This is a genomic window from Ramlibacter sp. GCM10027632 (assembly GCF_042675325.1).
GTDB lineage: Bacteria > Pseudomonadota > Gammaproteobacteria > Burkholderiales > Burkholderiaceae_C > Ramlibacter.
Genome location: NZ_JBHTGW010000013.1, coordinates 19367 through 40191, shown reverse-complemented (window position 1 = coordinate 40191; position 20825 = coordinate 19367). Strand labels below are relative to the sequence as shown.

Genomic DNA, 20825 nt, shown 5'->3' with positions numbered 1-20825 from the left:
CCCGAAACAAGGAGGAATTCCATGAGGTTTTTCACGCTGTTCGTCCTGGCCGGCCTGTCCGCGGCCTTCACGGTAGGGGAGGCCCTCGCGGCGCCCCCCTTCGATGCCGCGGCCGGCCTGCCGCCCGGGCTCGCGCGCAAGCGCGAGGGCACGCCGGTCGCCAGCCCCAACCGCATGCCCGCCTCGCAGCTGGCGGGCGCGGCCCGCCCGCCCCTGGTGGCGCCGCCGGCGGAGGGCGCCGCCGGCCTGCTGCTGGTGGACCGCACGGGCCGGCCGGTCGGACGGGCCCATCCCGGCTTCCTCACCCACGAGCCCCTGGTGGTCGCCCGGGTCAACGGCCTGAGCACGGTCATCGCCGGGCTGGCGCCCGACATGCGCTGCGACGGCACGCGCTGCCACTACGGCGACAGCCTGGCCTGGGGGACCAACGCACCCCTGATGCTGGTGTACCGCCGCCCCGACTGCTCGGGCACGCCGGAGGTCTCCGTGCACCCCAGCGCGGCCGGCTTCGACGCCATCGCCTTCGCGGTGGACGAGCCCGAGGGCCGCTTCATCTACCTCGCCCGCAACCGTCCGCAGGACAGCTGGATCCGCTCGTGGCGCCTGCCCGGCGAGGCCGGCTGCCAGCGCGACGACACCGGCTACGCCGAGTACACCCTGCCGCTGGAGGCGGTCTACCCGGCCGCCCTGCTGGGCGCGCCGCCCCTGCGCTGGCGCTGAGCCTGCGCCGTCGGCGCGGTCGCACCGGTCGAACCGCCGCGCCGGCGGCCCACGAAGGCCGCACACAAAAAAGCCGCGCCCTCGGGCGCGGCTTTGTCGTTGGGGCGGTGCCTTACTTCGAGGCGGCGGGTGCCGGCTCATGGGCCGTGGTCTCGGTGCCGTGCTTCTCGCCGCCCATGTCGAGGTTGTCCCCCCCCTTCATGATCACGAACAGGGCCAGGGCGGCAAAAACGATGAAGCCGACAAAGATCTTCCACATGGTGTTCTTCTCCAGAGTTTGAAAGCAGACTCCAAAGGGCCGCCTCGCGGCGGCCCTTCAGGCTTTGCTATCGCGTTCAGTCGTTGGCGTAGATGTCCACGTCCTTGGTCTCACGCACGAACAGCAGGCCGATCACGAAGGTGGCGGCAGCGATCACGATGGGGTACCAGAGGCCGTAGTACATGTTGCCGTTCTGGGCGACCATCGCGAAGGCGATGGTGGGCATCAGGCCACCGAACCAGCCGTTGCCGATGTGGTACGGCAGGCTCATCGAGGTGTAGCGGATGCGGGTCGGGAACAGCTCCACCAGCATGGCGGCGATCGGGCCGTAGACCATGGTCACGTAGATCACCAGGATCGACAGGATGATCACGATGGTGGCCTTGTCGACCTTGGCCGGGTCGGCCTTGGTGGGGTAGCCGGCGGCCTTGAGGGCGTCGGTCACTTCCTTCTTGAAGGCGGCGATGGCCTTGGCGCTCTCCTCGTCGAACTTGGAGTTCACGACCTTGGCGACGGGCGCCACGATTTCCTTGTCACCGATCTTGACCTTGGCCGGGCCGGCTTCGGCAGCCACCGCGTTGTCATAGGACACCGAGTTCTGGGCCAGGAAGCGCTTGGCGATGTCGCAGGACTTGGTGAAGTCGATCTCGCGAGCCACCGGGTTGCCCTGGAAGGAGCAGTCGCCCTTGGCGGCGGTCACCACGATCTGGTTCTTGGCTTGCGCGGCGGCCAGGTCGGGGTTGGCCGCGTTGGTCAGCATCTTGAACAGCGGGAAGTAGGTCACCACGGCGAGCAGCAGGCCGGCCAGGATGATGGGCTTGCGGCCGATCTTGTCGGACAGCGCGCCGAACACCACGAAGAACGGGGTGCCGATGATCAGCGACAGGGCGACCAGGATGTTGGCGGTGGCGCCGTCGACCTTCAGGACCGAGGTCAGGAAGAACAGGGCGTAGAACTGGCCCGAGTACCAGACCACGGCCTGGCCGGCGACGAGGCCGAACAGGGCGAGCAGCACGATCTTCAGGTTCTTCCACTGGCCGAAGGACTCGGCCAGGGGGGCCTTGGAGGTCTTGCCCTCGGCCTTCATCTTCTGGAAGGCGGGGGACTCGTTCATCGTCAGGCGGATCCAGACCGAGATGGCCAGCAGCAGGATCGAGACAATGAAGGGAACGCGCCAGCCCCAGTCGGCGAAGGCGGCCTCGCCGATCGCGGTACGGGTGCCCAGGATCACCATCAGCGACAGGAACAGGCCCAGCGTCGCGGTGGTCTGGATCCAGGCGGTGTAGGCGCCGCGGCGGCCGTGCGGGGCGTGCTCGGCGACGTAGGTCGCGGCGCCGCCGTACTCACCGCCCAGGGCCAGGCCCTGCAGCATGCGCAGCACGATCAGGATGACGGGAGCGGCCACGCCGATGCTGGCGTAGGTCGGCAGGATGCCCACGATGAAGGTGGACAGGCCCATCAGCAGGATGGTCACCAGGAAGGTGTACTTGCGGCCGATCATGTCGCCGAGGCGGCCGAACACCAGCGCGCCGAAGGGTCGCACGATGAAGCCCGCGGCGAAGGCCAGCAGCGCGAAGATGAACGCGGCGCTGGGGTCCAGGCCCGCGAAGAACTGCTTGGCGATGATCGCGGCGAGCGAGCCGTACAGGTAAAAGTCGTACCACTCGAACACGGTGCCGAGCGACGAGGCGAAGATGACTTTCTTCTCCTCCGAGGTCATCGGCCGGATTTCGGCAGAACTTGCCATGGGATGTCTCCTGTAGAAGTCAGCGCCCGACAGGGGCACCTGGAGTCATTCTTTGGAGAGGCTCTGACCCTGGCCTTTCTCCAAACCAACACAAGCTTGCGCGAAACTTATCCGCGCCTGACAAACCAAGGGGAAACCCGGCACAACCATTTCACATCGACTCAATCCGGCGGTTTTCACCCCTCCGCAGGGGGGTGGCCGGGTGATTGGGGTTTTCCCGTGTCGGATCCCTCGTCGGTGTTCATGCCGTGCTCGGCATCGAGGCGCTGCATGCAGCGTGCGTAGATGAAGATGATCAGCACGTAGACGATGAGCGCGCCCTGGGCGCCCATCCAGAAGCTGAAGGGCCAGCCGAAGAAGTCGAAGCTCAGCTCCCGGGCGTAGAACGGCACGACGAAGGTCACGGCGAACCACACCGCCAGCAGGGCGGCGGTCAGGCGCAGGGTCTTGCGCCAGTAGAGGCGGTGGTTGTCGGAGGGGTCGGTCATCGGCAGGCTGGACAGGGCCATTGTCCGCGACTCGGCCGGTGCCCGGCCATCCGGGCGCACCCCGCCTCAACCCTGAGCGATGTGCCATCAGGGGCCCACCGATGGACCGGCGCCCCGGACGCTGCGGGGTGGCCCTCATCGGCCAGGAGCTCAAGCCAACGAAGTCGACAGACGACCTCATGGATAGGTGGATGGCCGCAACGGCCGTCTTCGACGACCTGATCCTGCGGAATCTGATCGCGCAATACGGGTTCGGCAACCGCTCGACCTACACGATCGATGGATTGAGTTACCGCACTTTTACGGTGACCTACGCAGACGGCATTCGCGAATCGTGGCCTGTACTGCCCAATGACCGGCTTTCATCCGACAAGTTGTCCCAGACCCCGATCCCTGGCTCCATGCGACCTTGAACAGGAGGACCGAGCATGAGGAACCCGTCGACGATTCGCATCATCGGCCTGGCCATCCTGGCCTCGGGTGCGGCGGTCGCCACCCTTGCCGTGGGATCCAGGATCTGGAGCCGCAGCGCCCCAGCGGCGCCCACCGCATTCGAGGCGCAACCATCCGCCCGGACTCGGCCCCTGGCGGTCGACCACACGGCGCAACCCGTCGATGCGGCACGCCCCCCTGAGTCCCCGCGACGCACGGCGTCGCTGGTGCGCGCATTCGCCACGACCCTGGACCTGCGCTCCTTCAGCCTCTCGGCATTGAAGCAACCCCGGTCCGGGGGCGTCTTCTACGCCGCCCAGGCGGTTCGCTGGTGCGCCCACGTTTGAGGCGGCCACCCCGACCTGCAGGCCCCCCAGCCCGCCACGCCCCCGCAGGCCGGCCCCCGGCAGCAGATGGCCCAGCTCCAGGCCTTCCAGTACCTCCAGGCGCGCTGCGCGAGCTTCGCGGACGACGAACTCACGGCACAGCGACTGGACACCCTGTACGGCGAGGCCGACACCCAGGGCGACCCGCTGGCAAAGCTGCCCCTTCGGCTCCACCGGGAGGGCCGCTCGCCCGATCCCGCCCTGCGCGAGGCGGCGGTGGCTGCCGTCCTGGCCACGGCCGATCCCTGGCTGTTCGAGGACATCGGCTGGCGCCTGTCCCTGGGTGCGATGAAGCAAGGCGGCATGGCCGTGTGGTTCGACGGCCAGCCCTACCCCCTCTCGGAAGATCCCGCGATCGCCGCGGCCTACAGCCTGGTCCCCTGCCGCCTCGGCCTGCCTTGCGACGCGACGGACCTCACGCTGGCCCTGCCCTGCGCGGTCGAGGCCGAGTGCTTCACGAGCCGCGAGGAGAAGCTGCGGCGGACCCTGGGCCGCGATGACCCGGCGCGCTGGGCCGAGATCCTGCAGTGGACCGACCGGATCGTTGCCGTGATCCGCACCGGCCGCGCCTCGGCGTTCTCACGCCGGAGCTGAGTCGCTCAGCGCCGCTGCACCCCTGCGGACACCGCCTGCGCCGCTTCCCAGTCGCCACCGCCGAACCAGGCATCCCCCTCCAGCCAGGCCCGCAGCATGGGCAGGCTGTCGAAGCCCCAGAACAGGCGGCCGTCGACCGCGAAGGTGGGCACGCCGAAGGCGCCGGCGGCGATGGCCTCGTCGGTGTTGGCCTTGAGCTCGGCCTTCACCGCCTCGCCCGCCGGGTCGCGCGCCGGCTGCAGGGCCTGGGTGAGCGCCGCCAGGCGCTGCGGGTCCGCCGCGTCGGCGCCGCCGCGCCAGACATGGCGCAGCACGGTCTCGGCCACGTAGCGGTTGATGCGCCCGCCCTCGCCGCAGGCCAGCGCCAGGCGCAGCAGCGGCAGGGGGTTGAACGGGTGCGAGGCCGGCATGCGCAGCTCGATGCCGTGGCGGTGCGCCTGCCACAGCACCTGCCGGTAGGTCCAGTCACGCTTGGGCGCGATCTCGGCGGGGCCGAGCTGGCCATGGTGCTTGAGCATGCCGGCGAACAGCACCGGCCGGTAGGCCACCGCGTAGCTGAGGCCCTCCAGCGCCTGCGGCAGGTGCTCGAAGGCCAGGTGGGCATAGGGCGAGATGAAGTCGAGGTAGCAGGTGATCTGCTTCATGGCCGCTCCAGGTGAGGTCAGGTCAGGCCAGCGCCGCGGCGCGCTGTTCGAGAAGTCGCCACACCGCGCGGCGCTGCGCGTCGGGCAGCATGCCCCAGCCGGCGATCTCGTCGATGCTGCGCAGGCAGCCGTCGCACAGGCCGTTGGCCGGGTCCATGCGGCACACCGAGGTGCAGGGCGACGGCGCCGGGCCCGCGCCCTCGCCCTCGAGCACCTCGCGGGCGCGCGCCCGCAGCGCGGCGGCCGTGCCAGCGTCCATCATGCGGCGTGCTCCTTGACCACGTCGGCGACCGGCGCGCCGGTCAGGCGCTCCAGGTCCTGCGGGCGCAGCTGGAAGACGCCGTGCGGGTGGCCCGCGGCGGCCCAGACCACCTCGAAGCGGAACAGGTCGCGGTCGATCAGCGTCACCGGCGGCTCGGCATGCCCCACGGGCGAGACGCCGCCGATGGAAAAGCCGGTGCGCGCCTTCACGAAGTCGGCATCGGCCCGCCCGGTCTTGCCGACGAGGGCATCGACCTTCTTCTCGTCGACGCGCCGGTCCCCGGAGGCGATGACCAGCACCGCCGCGCCGTCGGCCTTGCGCCGGAAGATGATGCTCTTGGCGATCTGCCCCAGCGCGATGCCCAGGGCGTCGGCAGCCTGCTGCGCGGTGCGGGCCGCGTCGTCCAGCATCACCGGCGCATGGGGGTGGCCGGCGTCCTGCAGCACGCGGGCGACGCGCTGCACGCCGTCAGGCAGGGCCTGGAGCTCGGCGCCGCACATCAGCCGGCCCGCTGGTTCAGGAGGGCGGTGGCCACGCGCGAGTTGGGCCTGCGGCCCAGGAACCCGCTGATGTAGGCGCCGGCGTCGACCAGTTGGTCGAGATCGATGCCGGTCTCGATGCCCATGCCGTGCAGCATGAACACCAGGTCCTCGGTGGCGACGTTGCCGGTGGCGCCCTTGGCGTACGGGCAGCCGCCCAGGCCGGCGACCGACGACTCGAAGTGCCACACGCCCAGCTCCAGCGAGGCCAGGGTGTTGGCCAGGGCCTGGCCGTAGGTGTCGTGGAAATGGCCCGCGACATGGTCGACGTCGTAGTGCTTCAGCGCCGCCTCCAGCGCGCGCTGCACCTTCAGCGGCGTGCCCACGCCGATGGTGTCGGCCACGCCGACCAGCTGCACGCCGATCTCCTTCATGAGGCGCGCCACCATCTCGACCCGCGCCGGCGCGACCTCGCCCTCGTACGGGCAGCCCACCGTGCAGGAGATGGCGCCGCGCACGCGGATGCCGCGCGCCAGCGCCGCCTCGACCACCGGCGCGAAGCGCTCGATGCTCTCGGCGATGGAGCAGTTGATGTTCTTCTGGCTGAAGGCCTCGCTGGCCGCGCCGAAGACGACGATCTCGTCGGCGCCCGCGGCCACCGCGCCCTCGAAGCCCTTCATGTTGGGCGTGAGCACCGAGTAGCACACGCCGGGCCGGCGCTGGATGCCCGCCATGACCTCGGCGTTGTCCCCCATCTGCGGGACCCACCTGGGGCTGACGAAGCTGGTGGCCTCGATCTCGCGCAGGCCGGCGGCCTGCAGGCGGTGGACGAGGCCGATCTTGACCTCGGCGGGCACGGGCTGCTTCTCGTTCTGCAGGCCGTCGCGCGGGCCGACGTCGACGATGGCGACCTGGCGGGGATAGTTCATGGACATGGCGTGATTGTTCCTCAGGCCGCGGCCAGCTTCAGCAGCTCGGCGCCTTCGGCCACCTGGTCCCCGGGGGCATACAGCACCTCGGCCACCGTGCCATCGGCCGGCGCGGCGATGGTGTGCTCCATCTTCATCGCCTCCATCACCGCCAGCGGCTGGCCCTTGGCAACGGTGTCGCCGGCCTTGACCGCGAAGGAGATCACCTTGCCCGGCATCGGCGCGGTCAGGCGCCCGCCCTCGGACTGGCCTTCGCCCGCATGGGCCAGCAGGTCCAGCGAGACGATGGCGGCCGCGCCACGGGCGGCGAAGACATGGTCGGTCTCGCCCTGGGCGTAGACGCTCACGCGCTCGCGCCAGCCGGCGAAGCGCAGGTCGATATCGTCGCCCGCGCCCTCGAAGGCGAGCAGGCCCTCGGCCTCGCCCACCGCGAGGTGCAGGCTGCCGTCGTGGCGGTAGGTGAGCAGCGCCTTGACATGCTCGCCGGCGAAGTCGAACTCGAAACGGCGCGCGTTGACGCCGTGCGAGCGCCAGCCGTCACGGCGGCTGAAGGGGTCGGCGCCCTCGAGGGCGCGCTCGTCGAGCAGCGCGCGGGCCACGGCGGCGGCGGCAGCCAGGGGCAGCGGCACCGGCTGCTGGTGGAACAGCGCGGCCTGCTCGCGCGGGATCAGCGCGGTGTCCAGGTCGGCCTGGGCGAAGGAGCGGCTGCGGGCCACCTGGCGCAGGAACTGCACGTTGGTGGCCAGGCCCACGATGTGGGTCTGGGCCAGCGCCTCGTCCAGCCGCGCCAGCGCCTCCTCGCGGGTGGCGCCGTGCACGATCAGCTTGGCGACCATGGAGTCGTAGAACGGCGAGATCGCGTCGCCCTCGCGCACGCCGTCGTCGACGCGCACCGGCGAACGCTCGAAGCTGGTGCAGGCCGGCTTGCGGTAGACCGCGAGCGTGCCGGTGGCGGGCAGGAAGTTGTTGTCCGGGTTCTCGGCGCAGATGCGCGCCTCGATGGCATGGCCGGTGATGCGAAGCTGCTCCTGCTTCAGCGGCAGCGGCTCGCCCGAGGCCACGCGCAGCTGCCACTCCACCAGGTCCAGGCCGGTGATGGCCTCGGTCACCGGGTGCTCCACCTGCAGGCGGGTGTTCATCTCCATGAAGAAGAAGCTCATCTCGCCCGAGGGCTTCTGCTCGACGATGAATTCCACCGTGCCGGCGCCGACGTAGTGCACCGCGCGGGCGGCGGCCACCGCGGCCTCGCCCATCTGCCGGCGCAGGGCCTCGGTCATGCCGGGCGCGGGCGCCTCCTCCAGCACCTTCTGGTGGCGGCGCTGCACCGAGCAGTCACGCTCGAACAGCCAGACGTAGTTGCCGTGCGTGTCGCCGAACACCTGGATCTCGATGTGGCGCGGGCGCTGCACGTACTTCTCGACCAGCACCGCGTCGTCGCCGAAGCTGTTGGCGGCTTCGCGCTTGCAGGAGGCGAGCGCGGCATCGAAATCCTCGGCCCGGTCGACGGCGCGCATGCCCTTGCCGCCGCCGCCGGCGCTGGCCTTGATCAGGACCGGGTAGCCGATCTGGCCGGCCGCGCCCTTGAGGAACTCGGGGTCCTGCTCGCTGCCGTGGTAGCCGGGCACCAGGGGCACGCCGGCCTTTTCCATCAGCTGCTTGGACTCGGCCTTCAGGCCCATCGCCTGGATCGCCGAGGGCGGCGGGCCGATGAAGACCAGGCCGGCGTCGGCGCAGGCCTGGGCGAACTCCTCGTTCTCGCTGAGGAAGCCGTAGCCGGGGTGGATGGCCTGGGCGCCGGTGGCCTGGGCGGCCTCGATGATGCGCTCCCAGCGCAGGTAGCTGTCCTTGGGCGCGCTGCCGCCGATGTGGACGGCCTCGTCGCAGGCGGCCACATGCTTGGCGTTCGCGTCGGCATCGGAATACACGGCCACGGTCTTCACCGCGAGGCGGCGGGCGGTGGCGGCCACGCGGCACGCGATCTCACCGCGGTTGGCAATCAGGATCTTCTTGAACATGGTCTCTCCGCTAGCTCGCTTATCACTGCAGCCAGGACGGCTTGCGCTTCTCGAGGAAGGCGCGCACGCCCTCCTTGCCCTCGGCACTCGCGCGGATGTCGGCGATGCCCTCCACGGTGTGCTGGATCAGCGCCGGCGTGACCTCGCGGCCGGCGACGTCGTGCACCAGCCGCTTGCAGGCCTTGACCGCCTCGGGGCTTGCCGAGACCAGCGCGCCGGTGAGCGCGGCCACCCGGGCGTCGAGTTCGGCGGCGGGCACCACCTCGTGCACGAAGCCGATGCGGTGCGCCTCGGCCGCGGAGAAGCGCTCCGCGGTGAGGAAGTAGCGCTGCGCGGCGCGCGCGCCCATGGCGCGGATCACGTAGGGGCTGATGGTGGCGGGGATCAGGCCGATCTTCACCTCGCTGAGGCAGTAGTTCGCCGTGTCTGCCGAGACCGCCATGTCGCAGGCGGCGACCAGGCCCATGCCGCCGGCGTACACGTCGCCCTGCACGCGGGCGACCGTGGGCCGGGGGCAGTTGGCGATGACTTCCAGCATGCGCGCGAGGGCGGAGGCGTCGGCGAGGTTCTCCTCGCGGCTGTAGCCGGCCATGCGCTTCATCCAGTTCAGGTCGGCGCCGGCGCAGAAGGCCGGGCCGTTGGCGGCCAGCACGATGGCGCGCACCTCGGCCCGGTGGCCCAGCTCGCCGAAGACGGCGGTGAGCTCGGCGATCACCTCGTCGTTGAAGGCGTTGCGCACCTCGGGACGATTGAGCGTGACGGTGGCCACGCCGGCGTTGAAGGTCAGGTCCAGGTGGTTCATGCGGCCCTCCTGGCGCGCTGAGGTTCAGGGGTTCCAGGCGCGCAGGCCGCGCAATTCCTCGAAGGCATCGAAGTCGCGGTCGCGATGCAGCAGGGCGTAGCCGCGGTCGATGCAGAAGGTGGCGATGAGGCAGTCGAGCGGGCTGCGCACCGTGACGCCCGCCGCGCGCAGCGCGCGGTAGTGGGTTGCGGCCTCGACGGCCAGGCCGGGGTCGCTCGCGGGCTCGACATCGAGTGCCTCGAGCAGGGCACGGGCCCGGCGCCATTCATGCTCGTGGCGGAAGCCCCGCAGCACTTCGAACAAGACCAGGTCCGGCACCACGAGGCGGACCTCGCCTTCATCCAGCAGGCGGGCCAGCACGTCGCAGGCCGGCTGCGGCCGGTCCGCGAAGAAGTCGATCCAGACGCTGGAATCAACGACGAGCACGGCGGTGCTTGGCGGAGGCTTCCTGCACCGTCGGCGAGGCGGGGGCCGGGGCGGTCCAGTCGATCGACTCGTCGCCCTCCCAATGCAGCCGCCCCCGCCACTGGAGGATCTCGCGGTACGCGGCCTGCCGCGCCAGCAGCTTCAGGCCCGCCTCGACCGCGTCCTTCTTGGTCTTGTACGGGCCGGCCTTCATGGCGTTGGCCATGAGCGCGTCGTCGATCTCGATGTTCGTGCGCATGATGTGTACTGTTGAGATGTTTCATACACACTCTACGCTTTACATGCGGAATACGCCAAACCGCGCGTCCGGAATTGGCACGTTCAGCGAGGCCGACAGCCCCAGCGCCAGCACACGTCGCGTGTCGGCCGGGTCGATGATGCCGTCGTCCCACAGGCGGGCGGTGGCGTAGTACGGGTGGGACTGGTGGGCGAACTGGTCCAGCAGCGGCTGCTTGAAGGTGGCCTCCTCCTGCGCGCTCCAGGTGCCGCCCTTGGCCTCGATGCCGTCGCGGCGCACGGTGGCCAGCACGCTGGCGGCCTGCTCGCCGCCCATGACGGAGATCCGCGCGTTCGGCCACATCCACAGGAAGCGCGGCGAGTAGGCGCGGCCGCACATGCCGTAGTTGCCGGCGCCGTAGCTGCCGCCGATGATCACGGTGAACTTGGGCACGTTGACCGTGGCCACCGCGGTCACCATCTTGGCGCCATGGCGGGCGATGCCCTCGTTCTCGTACTTGCGGCCCACCATGAAGCCGGTGATGTTCTGCAGGAACACCAGGGGCACCTTGCGCTGGCCGCACAGCTCGATGAAGTGAGCGCCCTTCTGCGCCGACTCCGAGAACAGGATGCCGTTGTTGGCGACGATGCCCACCGGCATGCCCTCGATGTGGGCGAAGCCGCACACCAGGGTGGCGCCGTACCGGGCCTTGAACTCGTGGAACTCCGAGCCGTCGACGATGCGGGCGATGATCTCGCGCACGTCGAAGGGCTTGCGGGTGTCGGTGGGCACCACGCCATAGAGCTCGCTGGGGTCGTACTTGGGCGGGCGCGGCGGCTGCAGGGCCACCGGCACCGCCTTCTTGCGGTTCAGGCTGGCCACGGCCTGGCGCGCCAGGGCCAGGGCATGCAGGTCGTTCTGCGCGAGGTGGTCGGCCACGCCGGAAAGGCGGGTGTGGACGTCGCCGCCGCCCAGGTCCTCGGAGGTCACGACCTCGCCGGTGGCGGCCTTCACCAGCGGCGGGCCGCCCAGGAAGATGGTGCCCTGGTTCTTGACGATGATGGTCTCGTCGCTCATGGCCGGCACGTAGGCGCCGCCCGCGGTGCACGAGCCCATGACCACCGCGATCTGCGGGATGCCCTGCGCGGACATCTGGGCCTGGTTGTAGAAGATGCGGCCGAAGTGGTCGCGGTCGGGGAAGACCTCGTCCTGCTGCGGCAGGTTGGCGCCGCCCGAGTCCACCAGGTAGATGCAGGGCAGGCCGTTCTGCTGCGCCACCTCCTGGGCCCGCAGGTGCTTCTTCACCGTCATCGGGTAGTAGGTGCCGCCCTTCACCGTGGCGTCGTTGCACACGACCATGCAGTCGACGCCGTTGACGCGGCCGATGCCGGCGATCACGCCGGCGCAGGGCGCATCGCCGTTGTACATGCCGTGGGCCGCCATGGGCGACAGCTCCAGGAACGGGGTGCCGGGATCCAGCAGCATCTGCACCCGCTCGCGGGGCAGCAGCTTGCCGCGGGCGGTGTGCTTGGCGCGCGCCGCCTCGCCGCCGCCGGCGGCGGCCTGGGCGACCTGGGCTTCGAGCTCGCCGACCAGCCCGCGCATGGCGGCGGCATTGGCCTGGAAGTCGGCGGACCGGGGATTCAGTTGGGACTCGATCGTGGGCATGGGTCTCCTCGCTGCCCGCCACTGTAGGCAAGAGCGTCGCCGGCGTGCTGCCAGCGAGGTTGCAAATCACGCCATCGACATGGATACTTTCGGCCATGTCCGCCGCCCCCGCACTGCCCGCCGCCGTCACCCCCATGGCCTATGCGCGGGTCATTGCGGACGCGATCCGGCGGCGGGGCCTGGACCCGGCAGGCGTCCTGAAGCAGGCACAGATCACGCCATCGCAGCTGCTCAATCCGCGGGGGCGCATCACCGCGCTGCAGATGGAGTGGCTGTCCGGCGCCGCCATGCAGGCGCTGGACGACGAGGCCCTGGGCGCCTTCGGCCGGGCGCTGCCCTGGGGCAGCTACGGCATGCTGGCGCGCGCCTCGCTCACCGCGCCCGACCTGGGCCTGGCCCTGCGGCGCTGGTGCCGCCACCATGCCCTGCTCACGCGGGACCTGCTGCTGCGGCTGGTCACCACCGGCGACACCGCCAGCCTGGTCGTCGAGGAGTCGCCGGCGCACCTGGCGCTGGCCCCGCAGGCGCGGGAGTTCAGCCTGGTCCACATCCTGCGGAACATCCACGGCCTGGCCTGCTGGTACGTGGACTCGCGCATCCCGCTGCAGGGGGCGGCCTTCCCCTTCGAGGCGCCGGCGCATGCGGACGCCTTCGGCCACATGTTCCCCGGCCCCCTCGCCTTCGGCGCGGCCCAGGCCGCCCTGCGTTTCGACGCGCGCTACCTCGCCCTGCCCGTGAGCCGGGACGAGGCCGCCCTGCGCCAGATGCTGCAGCGCGCCCTGCCCCTCACCGTGCGCCAGTACCGCCGCGACCGGCTGCTGGTGCAGCAGGTGCGCCAGGCCCTGGCCGCCCACCCCGAGGCGGCGCACAACGCCGACGGCGTCGCGGCGCTGCTCAATCTGTCGGCCCGCACGCTGCACCGCCAGCTGCGCGAGGAAGGCGCGAGCCTGCAGGCGCTGAAGGACGAGGTGCGCTCGGCGCGGGCGCGCGAGCTGCTGCATCGCACCGGCCGGCCGGTCAAGCAGGTGGCGGCGGCGGTGGGCTTCCTGAACGAGAAGAGCTTCATCCGCGCCTTCCGCGGCTGGACCGGTTTCTCCCCCGCCGAGTACCGCGAGCGCGTGCGCGCGGAGTAGAGTGCGCCCACCGAGTGAGAGGAGCCCCGCCATGGCCCTGCCTCATGCCCGCCCGCTGGACGTCATCGACATCGGCCCCCTGGGCCCGCAGCTGGGCGCCGCCGTCAGCACCAGCCTGATCAAGGCCGGCCGCCTGCAGCTGCTGCACCTGGTGCTGCGCGCGCACCAGGACCACCCCCTGCGCCATGTCGACGACGAATGCACCCTGCACTGCCTGGAGGGCGACGTGGAGGTGGTGATGCCCGGCGGCGTGCGCCGCCTCGGCCCCGGCCAGCTGGTGCTGCTGCCGCCGGGCCAGGTGCACGGGCTGCGCGCCCGGGCGGACAGCGCGGTGCTGGCGACCCTGGTGCTGCATGCCGGCGACGCCGGCACCGGGCCACAGGAAACCTAGCGCGGAAAACCTGCCGGCGCCGGCTCAGCGCAGCGCCACGCCGCGCAGGAGCTGGGCCAGCGCCTCGCCCTGCACGAGGGCGATGCCGCGGGCGTCGGCAAAGGCGCGCGCCTGGGGGCTGACCTCGCCGAGCGCGATGAACATGGCGCCGCCCGCGTCCTGCGCCTCGCGCACGGCCTGCAGGGCCTGCAGCGCGTCCTCTCCCTGGCGCGCGGCCTTCCAGCGGCGCGCCGCCACCAGCACGCTGCGGCCGCCCTTGCGCAGGCACAGGTCGGCGGCGCCGTGCAGGCGCTCGACCTCGTAGCCCTCCCGCGCGAAGGCCTGCTCCAGCACGCCGCGGAAGGCCTCCCAGCCCATGGCGGAGACGGCTTTCGTGGTGGCCTCGACCTGCGCCGCGCTGGGCAGGCGCCACTGGCGCTTGAGGGCCAGGGCCGAGATGATCAGGAAGGGCGCGCAGCCGGCCGCCGCGTAGGGGGCGAGGTCCTTCGGCATCAGGGCGAAGGGGATCACGGCGACGACGGCCGCGACCAACAGGCTGATCCACCACGGCTTGCGAAGCAGGACCGCGAACAGGGAATTGGGGGCCATCCGGAATTTCATGACCGGGCGATTGTGCCGGGCAATGGGACAATTCCCGCCGCGATGGAGCTCAAAGACCTGATCGGCTATGCGGCCGCCACCCTCACGACCGCCGCCTTCCTGCCCCAGGCCTGGAAGACCTTCCGCACGCGCGACGTGAGCGGCATCTCGCTGACCATGTACAGCCTGTTCACCCTCGGCGTGGCGCTGTGGCTGGCATACGGGTGGCTGCAGGGCGCGTGGCCGATCATCGTGGCCAACGCGATCACGCTGGCGCTGTCGTGCGCGGTGCTGGCGATGAAGGTCTGCTACCACCCGCCCGGGCAGAGGTAGCCCCGCATCAGGCGAGCCACCGCCACAGGCCCACCATCACGGCCACCCAAACCGCCACGACCAGCACCGCCCCCAGCCACCAGCGCGGCTTGCGGCCGCGGGCCTCCATCCAGGCCTCGGCGCGGGCGCGGCAATCGGCGAGGACATCGTCCGGAATGAGCCGTACGGTGAGCCAGATCAGCCCGGGCAGCAGGATCACGTCGTCCAGGTAGCCGAGCACCGGGATGAAGTCCGGCACCAGGTCGATCGGGCTGAGGGCGTAGGCCACGACGATGCCCGCCAGCAGCTTCGCCGGCCAGGGCGTGCGCGGGTCGCGCAGCGCGAACCACAGGCTCACCCCGTCGCGCTTGACGCTCCGGGCCCAGGTGCGGGTGCGGTCTCGCCAGCGCGCCATGGCCTGGCCCCTCAGGCGGACAGCAGGCCGGGCAGGTCGGCCATGTCGGTGAAGATGACCGAGGCGCCGGCCTCGCGCAGGGCAGCCGGCGCGTCGTGCCCCTGAGGCGAGGGGCTGTAGCCGAAGACGGTGGCGCCCGCGCGGATGCCCGCGGTGACGCCGGTGACCGTGTCCTCCACCACCGCGCAGCGGCGCGGGTCGGCGCCCAGGGCCGCAGCGGCGGCGAGGTAGACATCGGGGAAGGGCTTGGACCGCGGCAGGTCGTGCCCGCTGAAGATGCGGCCCTCGAACCAGCGCATGAGGCCGGTCTTCTCGAACTGCAGCTTGACCTTGTACAGGTCGGCGCCGGAGGCGCATGCGATGCGCCCGCCGTACAGGCCATGCACGGCCTCGACCGCCTCGGGCGCGTGGCGGATCGGCGTCAGGCGCTCGAGCAGCAGCTGGTTGCGTCGCTCTCGGAAGCCGGCGAGCCAGGCGTCGGTGAGCGGGCGGCCGGTGTGGGCCTCGATGCGGGCGCGCTCGTCCTTCACCGCCTTGCCCAGGAAGATGCGCATGCATTCCTGCGGCGTGAGCTCCCAGCCGGCCTCGGCCAGCATGTCGCGCAGCAGGCCGTTGGTGATGGGCTCGCTGTCCACCAGCACGCCGTCGCAGTCGAACAGCACGGCGTCGAAACGCGGGGCGCGGGAGGCGGCGCGGCTCACAGCAGGTCTCCGTCGACGTAGTACCAGCGGCCGTCCTCGCGCACGAAGCGGCTGCGTTCGTGCAGACGCATCGCCGGGCCGGGCCCGGCGGGGCGGCTGCGGGCGACGAACTCGACCTCGGCGTGCGTGTCGTCGACGACGCGGTGGCCGCGCACCTGCAGCCCCAGCCACCGGGTGCCGGCGTCGAAGTCGATCGAGGCGGGACGGGTGCTGGCGTGCCAGGTGGCCAGGAGGTAGTCGCCGTCGCCGCGCACGAAGGCGCTGTAGCGCGATCGCATCAGGCACTCGGCGTCGGGGGCGGGCTGCTGCAGCCAGCGGCCGCAGCATTCGGAGAACTTCACGGGATGGCCGCGGGCGGACTCGCGCCCGCAGGGACATGCGACATCAGGCATGCCACGATTGTCCCCGAAGCCCCGGCCCTCAGAGCGCGCGCTGGATGATGATCTTCTGCACGTCGGAGGTGCCCTCGTAGATCTGGCACACGCGCACGTCGCGCCAGATGCGCTCCACCGGGAAGTCGGCCACGTAGCCGTAGCCGCCCAGGGTCTGGATCGCGGCGCTGCACACCTTCTCGGCGATCTCGCTGGCGAACAGCTTGGCCATGGCCGCCTCCTTGAGGCAGGGCCGGCCGGCGTCGCGCAGGCTGGCCGCGTGCCAGATCAACTGGCGCGCCGCCTCCAGCTGCGTGGCGCAATCGGCCAGCCGGAAGCCCACCGCCTGGTGGTTGACGATGGCGGTGCCGAAGCTCTGGCGCTCCTTGGCATAGGCCACCGCCACCTCGAAGGCGCTGCGGGCCATGCCCACGCTCTGCGCCGCGATGCCGATGCGCCCGCCCTCCAGCGCGCTCAGGGCGATGCGGTAGCCCTCGCCCTCCTCGCCGATGCGGTTCTCGGCGGGGATGCGGCAGTTGTCGAAGTTGATCTGCGCGGTGTCGCTGGAGTGCTGGCCCACCTTCTCCTCCAGCCGCGCCACGATGTAGCCGGGCGTGTCCGTCGGCACGAGGAAGGCGCTCATGCCCTTCTTGCCCGCGCCCTTGTCGGTGACCGCGATGACGATGGCCAGGTGGCCATGCTTGCCCGAGGTGATGAACTGCTTGACGCCGTTGATGACGTAGTCGCCGCCCGCCTTCACCGCGGTGGTGCGCAGCGCCGAGGCATCGCTGCCCACGTGCGGCTCGGTCAGGCAGAACGCACCGAGCATCTCGCCCTGCGCCAGGGGCGTGAGCCAGCGCTGCTTCTGCGCCTCGCTGCCATAGCGCATGAGGATGGCGTTGACCGGGCAGTTGGTCACGCTGATGGCGGTACTGGTGCCGCCGTCGCCGGCGGCGATCTCCTCGAGCACCAGGGCCAGGGTGACGTAGTCGAGGTTGGCGCCGCCATAGGCTTCGGGCACGCAGATCCCGTAGGCGCCGAGGGCGGCCAGGCCGCGGTGGGCCTCGCGCGGGAAGTGGTGCTCACGGTCCCAGCGGGCGGCATGGGGCCACAGCTGGTCCTGGGCGAAGGCGCGCACGGCGTCGCGGATCATTTCCTGGTCGGGGGTGAGCAGCATGGTCGTCGGATTGAAGGGTTACCAGCCCGCGAAGGGCGTGCCGTCGACGTCCAGGAAGGCGCCGCGGTGTTCAGGGGTCAGGCGGGCGATGGCGCCGCGCATCGAGGCCACGCTGGCCTCCACGGTGAGCGAGGCGACCGCGCCGCCCATGTCGGTCTGCACCCAGCCGGGGCTCATCGCCACCATCACGGCCTGCGGGTACTCGAGCTGGGCACTGGCCACCGCCATGTTCAGGGCGGCCTTGCTGACACGGTAGGTCCAGCTGCCGCTGGACTCCACCTGCGCGATGCGGCCCATGCGGCTGGAGACGAAGACGAAACGGCCGCGGGCTGCTTCCACCAGCGGCGCGACCTGCGGGATGGCCTGCATCGCGCCGAGCACGTTGGTGTGCATGACGCGATCGAAGTCGACATCGGTGGGCGGCTGCTTCGCGTCGGCGCGGACGATGACGCCGGCCACGTACAGCGCCAGGTCGATCTTCTCGCCATCGAGCTGCCAGGCCAGGCCGGCGATGCTGGCCGTCTGGCAGACGTCCAGCCGCAGCGCCGTGGCGCCCAGCGCGCGCAGGCGCTCCAGCCCCGCCTCGTCGCGGGCAGTGGCGATCACGCGCTCGCCCGCCGCGCGGTACTGGCGAACGAACTCCAGGCCGATGCCGCGCGAGGCGCCGAGGACGAGGACCGTGCCCATGTCAGGCCAGCTCGATGGCCATGGCCGTTCCCTCGCCGCCACCGATGCACAGCGTGGCCAGGCCGCGCTTCTTGCCACGGGCCTGCAGGGCGTGGATCAGGGTGACCAGGATGCGCGCACCGGATGCGCCAATCGGGTGGCCCAGGGCGCAGGCACCGCCGTGGACGTTGACGACGTCGTGCGACACGCCCAGTTCGGCCATCAGGGCCATGGGCACGACGGCGAAGGCCTCGTTGATCTCCCACAGGTCCACGTCGGACACCTTCCAGCCGGCCTTGGCCAGCGCCTTCTGCGTGGCGCCCACCGGGGCGGTGGAGAACCACTCGGGCTCCTGCGCGTGGGTGGCGTGGGCCACGATGCGGGCCAGCGGCTTGCAGCCCAGGCGCCGGGCGGTGGACTCGGTCATGAGGACCAGGGCGGCCGCGCCGTCGTTGATGCTCGAGCTGGAGGCGGCGGTGATGGTGCCGTCCTTCTTGAACGCCGGCTTGAGCGAGGCGATCTTGTCCAGCTTGACCTTGCCCGGCCCCTCGTCGATGGACACCACGGTCTCGCCGGCGCGGGTCTTGACGGTGACCGGCGTGATTTCCCTGGCGAAGGCCCCCGACTGCGTGGCGGCCTGGGCGCGCTGCACGCTGGTGGTGGCGAAGGCGTCCTGCTGCTCGCGGGTGAACTGGTACTTGGCGGCGCAATCCTCGCCGAAGGTGCCCATGGAGCGGCCGGGCTCGTAGGCGTCTTCCAGGCCGTCGAGCATCATGTGGTCGAACACGCGGTCATGCCCCATGCGGTAGCCGCCGCGGCCCTTGAGCAGCAGGTACGGCGCGTTGGTCATGCTCTCCATGCCGCCGGCCACCATGACCTGGGCCGAGCCGGCCAGGAGCATGTCGTGCGCCAGCATCGTGGCCTTCATGCCCGAGCCGCACATCTTCGAGAGCGTGACCGCGCCCGCGCCCTTGGGCAGGCCGCCCTTGAAGGCCGCCTGGCGCGCCGGCGCCTGGCCCTGGCCGGCCATCAGGCAGTTGCCGAAAAGCACCTCGTCGACGGCGTCGGCCGGCACGCCGGCGCGCTCGATGGCGGCCCGGATGGCGGCGCCGCCGAGGTCGTGCGCGGCGAGCGAGGCGAAGTCACCCTGGAAGCTGCCCATGGGGGTGCGGGCGGCGCCGACGATGACGATGGATTCGGTGGTCATGGCATGGTCTCCTTGGAAGGGGTGGGTGGGCGGGCGAACCGCCGCTCGGGGTCGTAGGGGAACACGTCGAGGACATGTCCGGACTGGATGCGCTCCTTGTGGGCCTGCCAGAACGCCGGGTCGAGCAGGTCGCCGTGGTGGCGCATGAAAACATCGCGCACCGCGGGGTGGCCCAGGAGGAAGGGGCCGAAGGTCTCGGGGAAGACGTCGCGCGGGCCGACGGCGTACCAGGGCTCGCTGGCCAGCTCGTCGTCCTCGTTGCGCGGCGGGGGCACGCGGCGGAAATTGCAGTCGGTGAGGTACTCGATCTCGTCGTAGTCGTAGAACACCACCTTGCCGTTGCGGGTGACGCCGAAGTTCTTCCAGAGCATGTCGCCGGGGAAGATGTTGGCGGCCACCAGGTCCTTGATGGCGTTGCCGTACTCGATGACCGCGCGCTCGAGCTGCTCGCCGCCGCCGGCGTCCAGCGCCTCCTGCAGGTAGAGGTTCAGCGGGATCATGCGGCGCTCGATGTAGACGTGCTTGAGGATCACCTCCTCGCGGCCGTCGCCGTCGCGTTCGGAGATCTCGAGCTGGCTGGGGGCGAAGCGGCGGATCTCCTCGATCAGCGCGTCCTCGAAGCGCTCGCGCGCGAAGGCCACCTCGCTGTACTCCAGGGTGTCGGCCATGCGCCCCACCCGGTCATGCTGCTTGACCAGCAGGTACTTGCCCTTGACCTGCTCGCGCGTGGTCTCCTTCTGCAGCGGGAAGTGGTCCTTGATCACCTTGAACACGAAGGGGAAGGACGGCAGGTCGAACACCAGCATCACCATCCCCTTGATGCCCGGCGCGATGCGGAACTTGTCGCTGGAGTGGCGCAGGTGGTGCAGGAAGTCCCGGTAGAACAGGGTCTTGCCCTGCTTGGCCAGGCCCAGCGCGTTGTAGATCTCGGCGCGCGGCTTGCGCGGCATCAGCGTCCGCAGGAACTGCACCCAGGCCGAGGGCACCGCCATGTCCACCATGAAGTAGGCCCGCGCGAAGGAGAACAGCATCTGCAGGTCCTCCTCGCCGACCAGGCAGGCGTCGATCACCAGGCGGCCGTCGTCGCCGTGCACGATCGGCAGCGCGAAGGGCAGTTCGCTGAAGCCGTTGATGACCTTGCCGACCACGTAGGCGCCCTTGTTGCGGAAGAACAGGGACGACAGCACCTGCACCTGGAAGTTGGCGCGCAGCCGGGCTCCGGCCAGGCGCTGCGCGATCGCGTCGCTGGCCTGGCGCGCGTCGGCCTCGAGGTCGGCGAACGGGCGCTGCAGGCGGAAGTTGTGGACGATGCGCACCACCGTCTCGTGCAGGGTCTCGCGCGTGGGGTAGTAGGCGCGGTAGGTGGCGCTGGCGGCGGGATCGTTGTCCTCGATGTACTCGGTGCTGACCGCGGGCCGCACGAAGATGAAGTCGTTGTGGAAGTAGGTGCGGTGCAGGATCTTGGTGGTGACCGAGTTGAAGAAGGTCTCGGCCAGCTCCGGCTGCTGGTGGTCGATCAGCAGGCCGATGTAGTGCAGCTTGGCCTGCTGCCAGACCTCCATCGGCTGCTCGTGGGCGCGGAACTCCGTCTCCAGGCGCTGCGAGGCCTCGCGCACCCGCAGGTCGTAGAACTCGATGCGTTCGCGCTGCGCGCGCTGCTGGCCGTGCCAGTCGGCCGTCTCGAAGCGGTGCCGGGCGCGCGCGCTTTCGGCGCGGAACAGGCGGTAATGCCGGTCGAAGCCGTCGACCAGGGCCTGGGCGATGTCGTAGGCCAGCGGGGAATCGAGTCGCTGGGGGAACATCGC

At 70.8% G+C, this 20825-nt stretch carries 27 protein-coding genes; 7 read left to right on the top strand and 20 right to left on the bottom strand.

All coding sequences use genetic code 11. The annotated features are described in order from the left end of the window. The first annotated feature begins 21 nt into the window (after positions 1–21). Complete coding sequence (locus ACFQZY_RS17275; RefSeq protein ID WP_377418125.1) at positions 22–720, top strand: hypothetical protein; 699 nt, start codon at positions 22–24, stop codon at positions 718–720. A gap of 112 nt (positions 721–832) precedes the next feature. On the opposite strand, the gene ACFQZY_RS17270 is transcribed toward ACFQZY_RS17275, so the two are convergent. The 3 genes from ACFQZY_RS17270 to ACFQZY_RS17260 all read right to left on the bottom strand — a co-directional run bounded on the left by ACFQZY_RS17270 (position 833) and on the right by ACFQZY_RS17260 (position 3214). Next, positions 833–979 carry a hypothetical protein gene (locus ACFQZY_RS17270; RefSeq protein WP_377418123.1) on the bottom strand — a complete coding sequence of 49 codons (147 nt, stop codon included), beginning with the start codon at positions 977–979 and terminating at the stop codon, positions 833–835. 76 nt (positions 980–1055) lie between these two features. Beyond that, entirely contained in the window at positions 1056–2726 is a 1671-nt protein-coding gene (locus ACFQZY_RS17265) for an MFS transporter (RefSeq protein ID WP_377418121.1), read from the bottom strand. A 176-nt stretch (positions 2727–2902) separates the two neighbouring features. Continuing rightward, on the bottom strand, positions 2903–3214 hold the full coding sequence (locus ACFQZY_RS17260) for a DUF4212 domain-containing protein (RefSeq protein ID WP_377418119.1): 312 nt from the start codon (positions 3212–3214) through the stop codon (positions 2903–2905). 101 nt (positions 3215–3315) lie between these two features. On the opposite strand from ACFQZY_RS17260, the gene ACFQZY_RS17255 reads away from it, so the two are divergent. The 3 genes from ACFQZY_RS17255 to ACFQZY_RS17245 all read left to right on the top strand — a co-directional run bounded on the left by ACFQZY_RS17255 (position 3316) and on the right by ACFQZY_RS17245 (position 4626). Further along, entirely contained in the window at positions 3316–3627 is a 312-nt protein-coding gene (locus ACFQZY_RS17255; protein WP_377418117.1) for a hypothetical protein, read from the top strand. A gap of 15 nt (positions 3628–3642) precedes the next feature. Then, positions 3643–3993: a hypothetical protein gene (locus ACFQZY_RS17250; protein WP_377418115.1), complete on the top strand. Its 351-nt coding sequence runs from the start codon at positions 3643–3645 to the stop codon at positions 3991–3993. Between the two features lie 66 nt (positions 3994–4059). Beyond that, positions 4060–4626 (top strand): hypothetical protein, encoded by a 567-nt coding sequence (locus ACFQZY_RS17245; RefSeq protein WP_377418113.1) that lies wholly within the window; start codon positions 4060–4062, stop codon positions 4624–4626. 5 nt (positions 4627–4631) lie between these two features. On the opposite strand, the gene ACFQZY_RS17240 is transcribed toward ACFQZY_RS17245, so the two are convergent. The 9 genes from ACFQZY_RS17240 to ACFQZY_RS17200 are packed head-to-tail and all read right to left on the bottom strand — an operon-like array spanning position 4632 to position 12068. Beyond that, a complete protein-coding gene (locus ACFQZY_RS17240; RefSeq protein ID WP_377418111.1) occupies positions 4632–5270 on the bottom strand; it encodes a 2-hydroxychromene-2-carboxylate isomerase in 639 nt (212 codons plus the stop codon). Between the two features lie 22 nt (positions 5271–5292). After that, complete coding sequence (locus ACFQZY_RS17235) at positions 5293–5529, bottom strand: DUF1289 domain-containing protein (RefSeq protein WP_377418109.1); 237 nt, start codon at positions 5527–5529, stop codon at positions 5293–5295. Next, positions 5529–6032, bottom strand: a complete 504-nt coding sequence (locus ACFQZY_RS17230) for a YbaK/EbsC family protein (RefSeq protein ID WP_377418107.1) — start codon at positions 6030–6032, stop codon at positions 5529–5531. The genes ACFQZY_RS17235 and ACFQZY_RS17230 overlap by 1 nt, the downstream gene beginning before the upstream one ends. Continuing rightward, a complete protein-coding gene (locus ACFQZY_RS17225; RefSeq protein ID WP_377418191.1) occupies positions 6032–6940 on the bottom strand; it encodes a hydroxymethylglutaryl-CoA lyase in 909 nt (302 codons plus the stop codon). The genes ACFQZY_RS17230 and ACFQZY_RS17225 overlap by 1 nt, the downstream gene beginning before the upstream one ends. Before the next feature lie 20 nt (positions 6941–6960). Then, positions 6961–8955 (bottom strand): acetyl/propionyl/methylcrotonyl-CoA carboxylase subunit alpha, encoded by a 1995-nt coding sequence (locus ACFQZY_RS17220; RefSeq protein WP_377418105.1) that lies wholly within the window; start codon positions 8953–8955, stop codon positions 6961–6963. Positions 8956–8977: 22 nt separating this feature from the next. Next, positions 8978–9757: an enoyl-CoA hydratase/isomerase family protein gene (locus ACFQZY_RS17215; protein WP_377418103.1), complete on the bottom strand. Its 780-nt coding sequence runs from the start codon at positions 9755–9757 to the stop codon at positions 8978–8980. Between the two features lie 24 nt (positions 9758–9781). Further along, a complete protein-coding gene (locus ACFQZY_RS17210; protein ID WP_377418101.1) occupies positions 9782–10183 on the bottom strand; it encodes a PIN domain nuclease in 402 nt (133 codons plus the stop codon). After that, positions 10170–10421, bottom strand: coding sequence for a type II toxin-antitoxin system VapB family antitoxin (locus ACFQZY_RS17205; protein ID WP_377418099.1), 252 nt, complete (start codon positions 10419–10421; stop codon positions 10170–10172). Before ACFQZY_RS17205 ends, ACFQZY_RS17210 begins: the two co-directional genes overlap by 14 nt. A gap of 39 nt (positions 10422–10460) precedes the next feature. Further along, entirely contained in the window at positions 10461–12068 is a 1608-nt protein-coding gene (locus ACFQZY_RS17200; RefSeq protein ID WP_377418097.1) for a carboxyl transferase domain-containing protein, read from the bottom strand. A 95-nt stretch (positions 12069–12163) separates the two neighbouring features. Between ACFQZY_RS17200 and ACFQZY_RS17195 the strand changes: the two genes are divergently transcribed. Continuing rightward, positions 12164–13201 carry an AraC family transcriptional regulator gene (locus ACFQZY_RS17195; RefSeq protein ID WP_377418095.1) on the top strand — a complete coding sequence of 346 codons (1038 nt, stop codon included), beginning with the start codon at positions 12164–12166 and terminating at the stop codon, positions 13199–13201. 31 nt (positions 13202–13232) lie between these two features. Continuing rightward, on the top strand, positions 13233–13592 hold the full coding sequence (locus tag ACFQZY_RS17190; protein ID WP_377418093.1) for a cupin domain-containing protein: 360 nt from the start codon (positions 13233–13235) through the stop codon (positions 13590–13592). A gap of 24 nt (positions 13593–13616) precedes the next feature. Here the strand turns inward: ACFQZY_RS17190 and ACFQZY_RS17185 are convergent, their stop codons facing one another. Beyond that, a complete protein-coding gene (locus ACFQZY_RS17185) occupies positions 13617–14180 on the bottom strand; it encodes a restriction endonuclease (RefSeq protein ID WP_377418091.1) in 564 nt (187 codons plus the stop codon). A gap of 54 nt (positions 14181–14234) precedes the next feature. Here ACFQZY_RS17185 and ACFQZY_RS17180 point away from each other — a divergent pair, with 54 nt between their 5' ends. Beyond that, positions 14235–14504 carry a SemiSWEET transporter gene (locus ACFQZY_RS17180; protein ID WP_377418089.1) on the top strand — a complete coding sequence of 90 codons (270 nt, stop codon included), beginning with the start codon at positions 14235–14237 and terminating at the stop codon, positions 14502–14504. 7 nt (positions 14505–14511) lie between these two features. Here the strand turns inward: ACFQZY_RS17180 and ACFQZY_RS17175 are convergent, their stop codons facing one another. Genes ACFQZY_RS17175 through aceK form a run of 7 tightly spaced genes read right to left on the bottom strand, consistent with a single transcriptional unit; the run spans position 14512 to position 20822 of the window. Next, positions 14512–14898 (bottom strand): YkvA family protein, encoded by a 387-nt coding sequence (locus ACFQZY_RS17175; protein ID WP_377418087.1) that lies wholly within the window; start codon positions 14896–14898, stop codon positions 14512–14514. Between the two features lie 11 nt (positions 14899–14909). Continuing rightward, positions 14910–15599 (bottom strand): HAD family hydrolase, encoded by a 690-nt coding sequence (locus tag ACFQZY_RS17170; protein ID WP_377418085.1) that lies wholly within the window; start codon positions 15597–15599, stop codon positions 14910–14912. Beyond that, positions 15596–15991: a YchJ family protein gene (locus ACFQZY_RS17165; RefSeq protein WP_377418083.1), complete on the bottom strand. Its 396-nt coding sequence runs from the start codon at positions 15989–15991 to the stop codon at positions 15596–15598. Before ACFQZY_RS17165 ends, ACFQZY_RS17170 begins: the two co-directional genes overlap by 4 nt. A 28-nt stretch (positions 15992–16019) precedes the next feature. After that, positions 16020–17147, bottom strand: a complete 1128-nt coding sequence (locus tag ACFQZY_RS17160) for an acyl-CoA dehydrogenase family protein (protein WP_377418081.1) — start codon at positions 17145–17147, stop codon at positions 16020–16022. 18 nt (positions 17148–17165) lie between these two features. Then, positions 17166–17834: an SDR family oxidoreductase gene (locus ACFQZY_RS17155; protein WP_377418079.1), complete on the bottom strand. Its 669-nt coding sequence runs from the start codon at positions 17832–17834 to the stop codon at positions 17166–17168. Between the two features lies 1 nt (position 17835). Further along, on the bottom strand, positions 17836–19020 hold the full coding sequence (locus tag ACFQZY_RS17150; protein WP_377418077.1) for an acetyl-CoA C-acyltransferase: 1185 nt from the start codon (positions 19018–19020) through the stop codon (positions 17836–17838). Continuing rightward, positions 19017–20822 carry a bifunctional isocitrate dehydrogenase kinase/phosphatase gene (gene aceK / locus ACFQZY_RS17145; protein WP_377418075.1) on the bottom strand — a complete coding sequence of 602 codons (1806 nt, stop codon included), beginning with the start codon at positions 20820–20822 and terminating at the stop codon, positions 19017–19019. The genes ACFQZY_RS17150 and aceK overlap by 4 nt, the downstream gene beginning before the upstream one ends. Positions 20823–20825: the final 3 nt, after the last annotated feature.

What these genes read in the sequence shown, in the direction of transcription:
- ACFQZY_RS17275 (WP_377418125.1), top strand. Translation starts at nt 22, where the DNA reads ATGAGGTTTTTCACGCTGTTCGTCCTGGCCGGCCTGTCCGCGGCCTTC.
- ACFQZY_RS17270 (WP_377418123.1), bottom strand. Translation starts at nt 979, where the DNA reads ATGTGGAAGATCTTTGTCGGCTTCATCGTTTTTGCCGCCCTGGCCCTG.
- ACFQZY_RS17265 (WP_377418121.1), bottom strand. Translation starts at nt 2,726, where the DNA reads ATGGCAAGTTCTGCCGAAATCCGGCCGATGACCTCGGAGGAGAAGAAA.
- ACFQZY_RS17260 (WP_377418119.1), bottom strand. Translation starts at nt 3,214, where the DNA reads ATGACCGACCCCTCCGACAACCACCGCCTCTACTGGCGCAAGACCCTG.
- ACFQZY_RS17255 (WP_377418117.1), top strand. Translation starts at nt 3,316, where the DNA reads ATGGACCGGCGCCCCGGACGCTGCGGGGTGGCCCTCATCGGCCAGGAG.
- ACFQZY_RS17250 (WP_377418115.1), top strand. Translation starts at nt 3,643, where the DNA reads ATGAGGAACCCGTCGACGATTCGCATCATCGGCCTGGCCATCCTGGCC.
- ACFQZY_RS17245 (WP_377418113.1), top strand. Translation starts at nt 4,060, where the DNA reads ATGGCCCAGCTCCAGGCCTTCCAGTACCTCCAGGCGCGCTGCGCGAGC.
- ACFQZY_RS17240 (WP_377418111.1), bottom strand. Translation starts at nt 5,270, where the DNA reads ATGAAGCAGATCACCTGCTACCTCGACTTCATCTCGCCCTATGCCCAC.
- ACFQZY_RS17235 (WP_377418109.1), bottom strand. Translation starts at nt 5,529, where the DNA reads ATGGACGCTGGCACGGCCGCCGCGCTGCGGGCGCGCGCCCGCGAGGTG.
- ACFQZY_RS17230 (WP_377418107.1), bottom strand. Translation starts at nt 6,032, where the DNA reads ATGTGCGGCGCCGAGCTCCAGGCCCTGCCTGACGGCGTGCAGCGCGTC.
- ACFQZY_RS17225 (WP_377418191.1), bottom strand. Translation starts at nt 6,940, where the DNA reads ATGAACTATCCCCGCCAGGTCGCCATCGTCGACGTCGGCCCGCGCGAC.
- ACFQZY_RS17220 (WP_377418105.1), bottom strand. Translation starts at nt 8,955, where the DNA reads ATGTTCAAGAAGATCCTGATTGCCAACCGCGGTGAGATCGCGTGCCGC.
- ACFQZY_RS17215 (WP_377418103.1), bottom strand. Translation starts at nt 9,757, where the DNA reads ATGAACCACCTGGACCTGACCTTCAACGCCGGCGTGGCCACCGTCACG.
- ACFQZY_RS17205 (WP_377418099.1), bottom strand. Translation starts at nt 10,421, where the DNA reads ATGCGCACGAACATCGAGATCGACGACGCGCTCATGGCCAACGCCATG.
- ACFQZY_RS17200 (WP_377418097.1), bottom strand. Translation starts at nt 12,068, where the DNA reads ATGCCCACGATCGAGTCCCAACTGAATCCCCGGTCCGCCGACTTCCAG.
- ACFQZY_RS17195 (WP_377418095.1), top strand. Translation starts at nt 12,164, where the DNA reads ATGTCCGCCGCCCCCGCACTGCCCGCCGCCGTCACCCCCATGGCCTAT.
- ACFQZY_RS17190 (WP_377418093.1), top strand. Translation starts at nt 13,233, where the DNA reads ATGGCCCTGCCTCATGCCCGCCCGCTGGACGTCATCGACATCGGCCCC.
- ACFQZY_RS17185 (WP_377418091.1), bottom strand. Translation starts at nt 14,180, where the DNA reads ATGGCCCCCAATTCCCTGTTCGCGGTCCTGCTTCGCAAGCCGTGGTGG.
- ACFQZY_RS17180 (WP_377418089.1), top strand. Translation starts at nt 14,235, where the DNA reads ATGGAGCTCAAAGACCTGATCGGCTATGCGGCCGCCACCCTCACGACC.
- ACFQZY_RS17175 (WP_377418087.1), bottom strand. Translation starts at nt 14,898, where the DNA reads ATGGCGCGCTGGCGAGACCGCACCCGCACCTGGGCCCGGAGCGTCAAG.
- ACFQZY_RS17165 (WP_377418083.1), bottom strand. Translation starts at nt 15,991, where the DNA reads ATGCCTGATGTCGCATGTCCCTGCGGGCGCGAGTCCGCCCGCGGCCAT.
- ACFQZY_RS17160 (WP_377418081.1), bottom strand. Translation starts at nt 17,147, where the DNA reads ATGCTGCTCACCCCCGACCAGGAAATGATCCGCGACGCCGTGCGCGCC.
- ACFQZY_RS17155 (WP_377418079.1), bottom strand. Translation starts at nt 17,834, where the DNA reads ATGGGCACGGTCCTCGTCCTCGGCGCCTCGCGCGGCATCGGCCTGGAG.
- ACFQZY_RS17150 (WP_377418077.1), bottom strand. Translation starts at nt 19,020, where the DNA reads ATGACCACCGAATCCATCGTCATCGTCGGCGCCGCCCGCACCCCCATG.
- aceK (WP_377418075.1), bottom strand. Translation starts at nt 20,822, where the DNA reads ATGTTCCCCCAGCGACTCGATTCCCCGCTGGCCTACGACATCGCCCAG.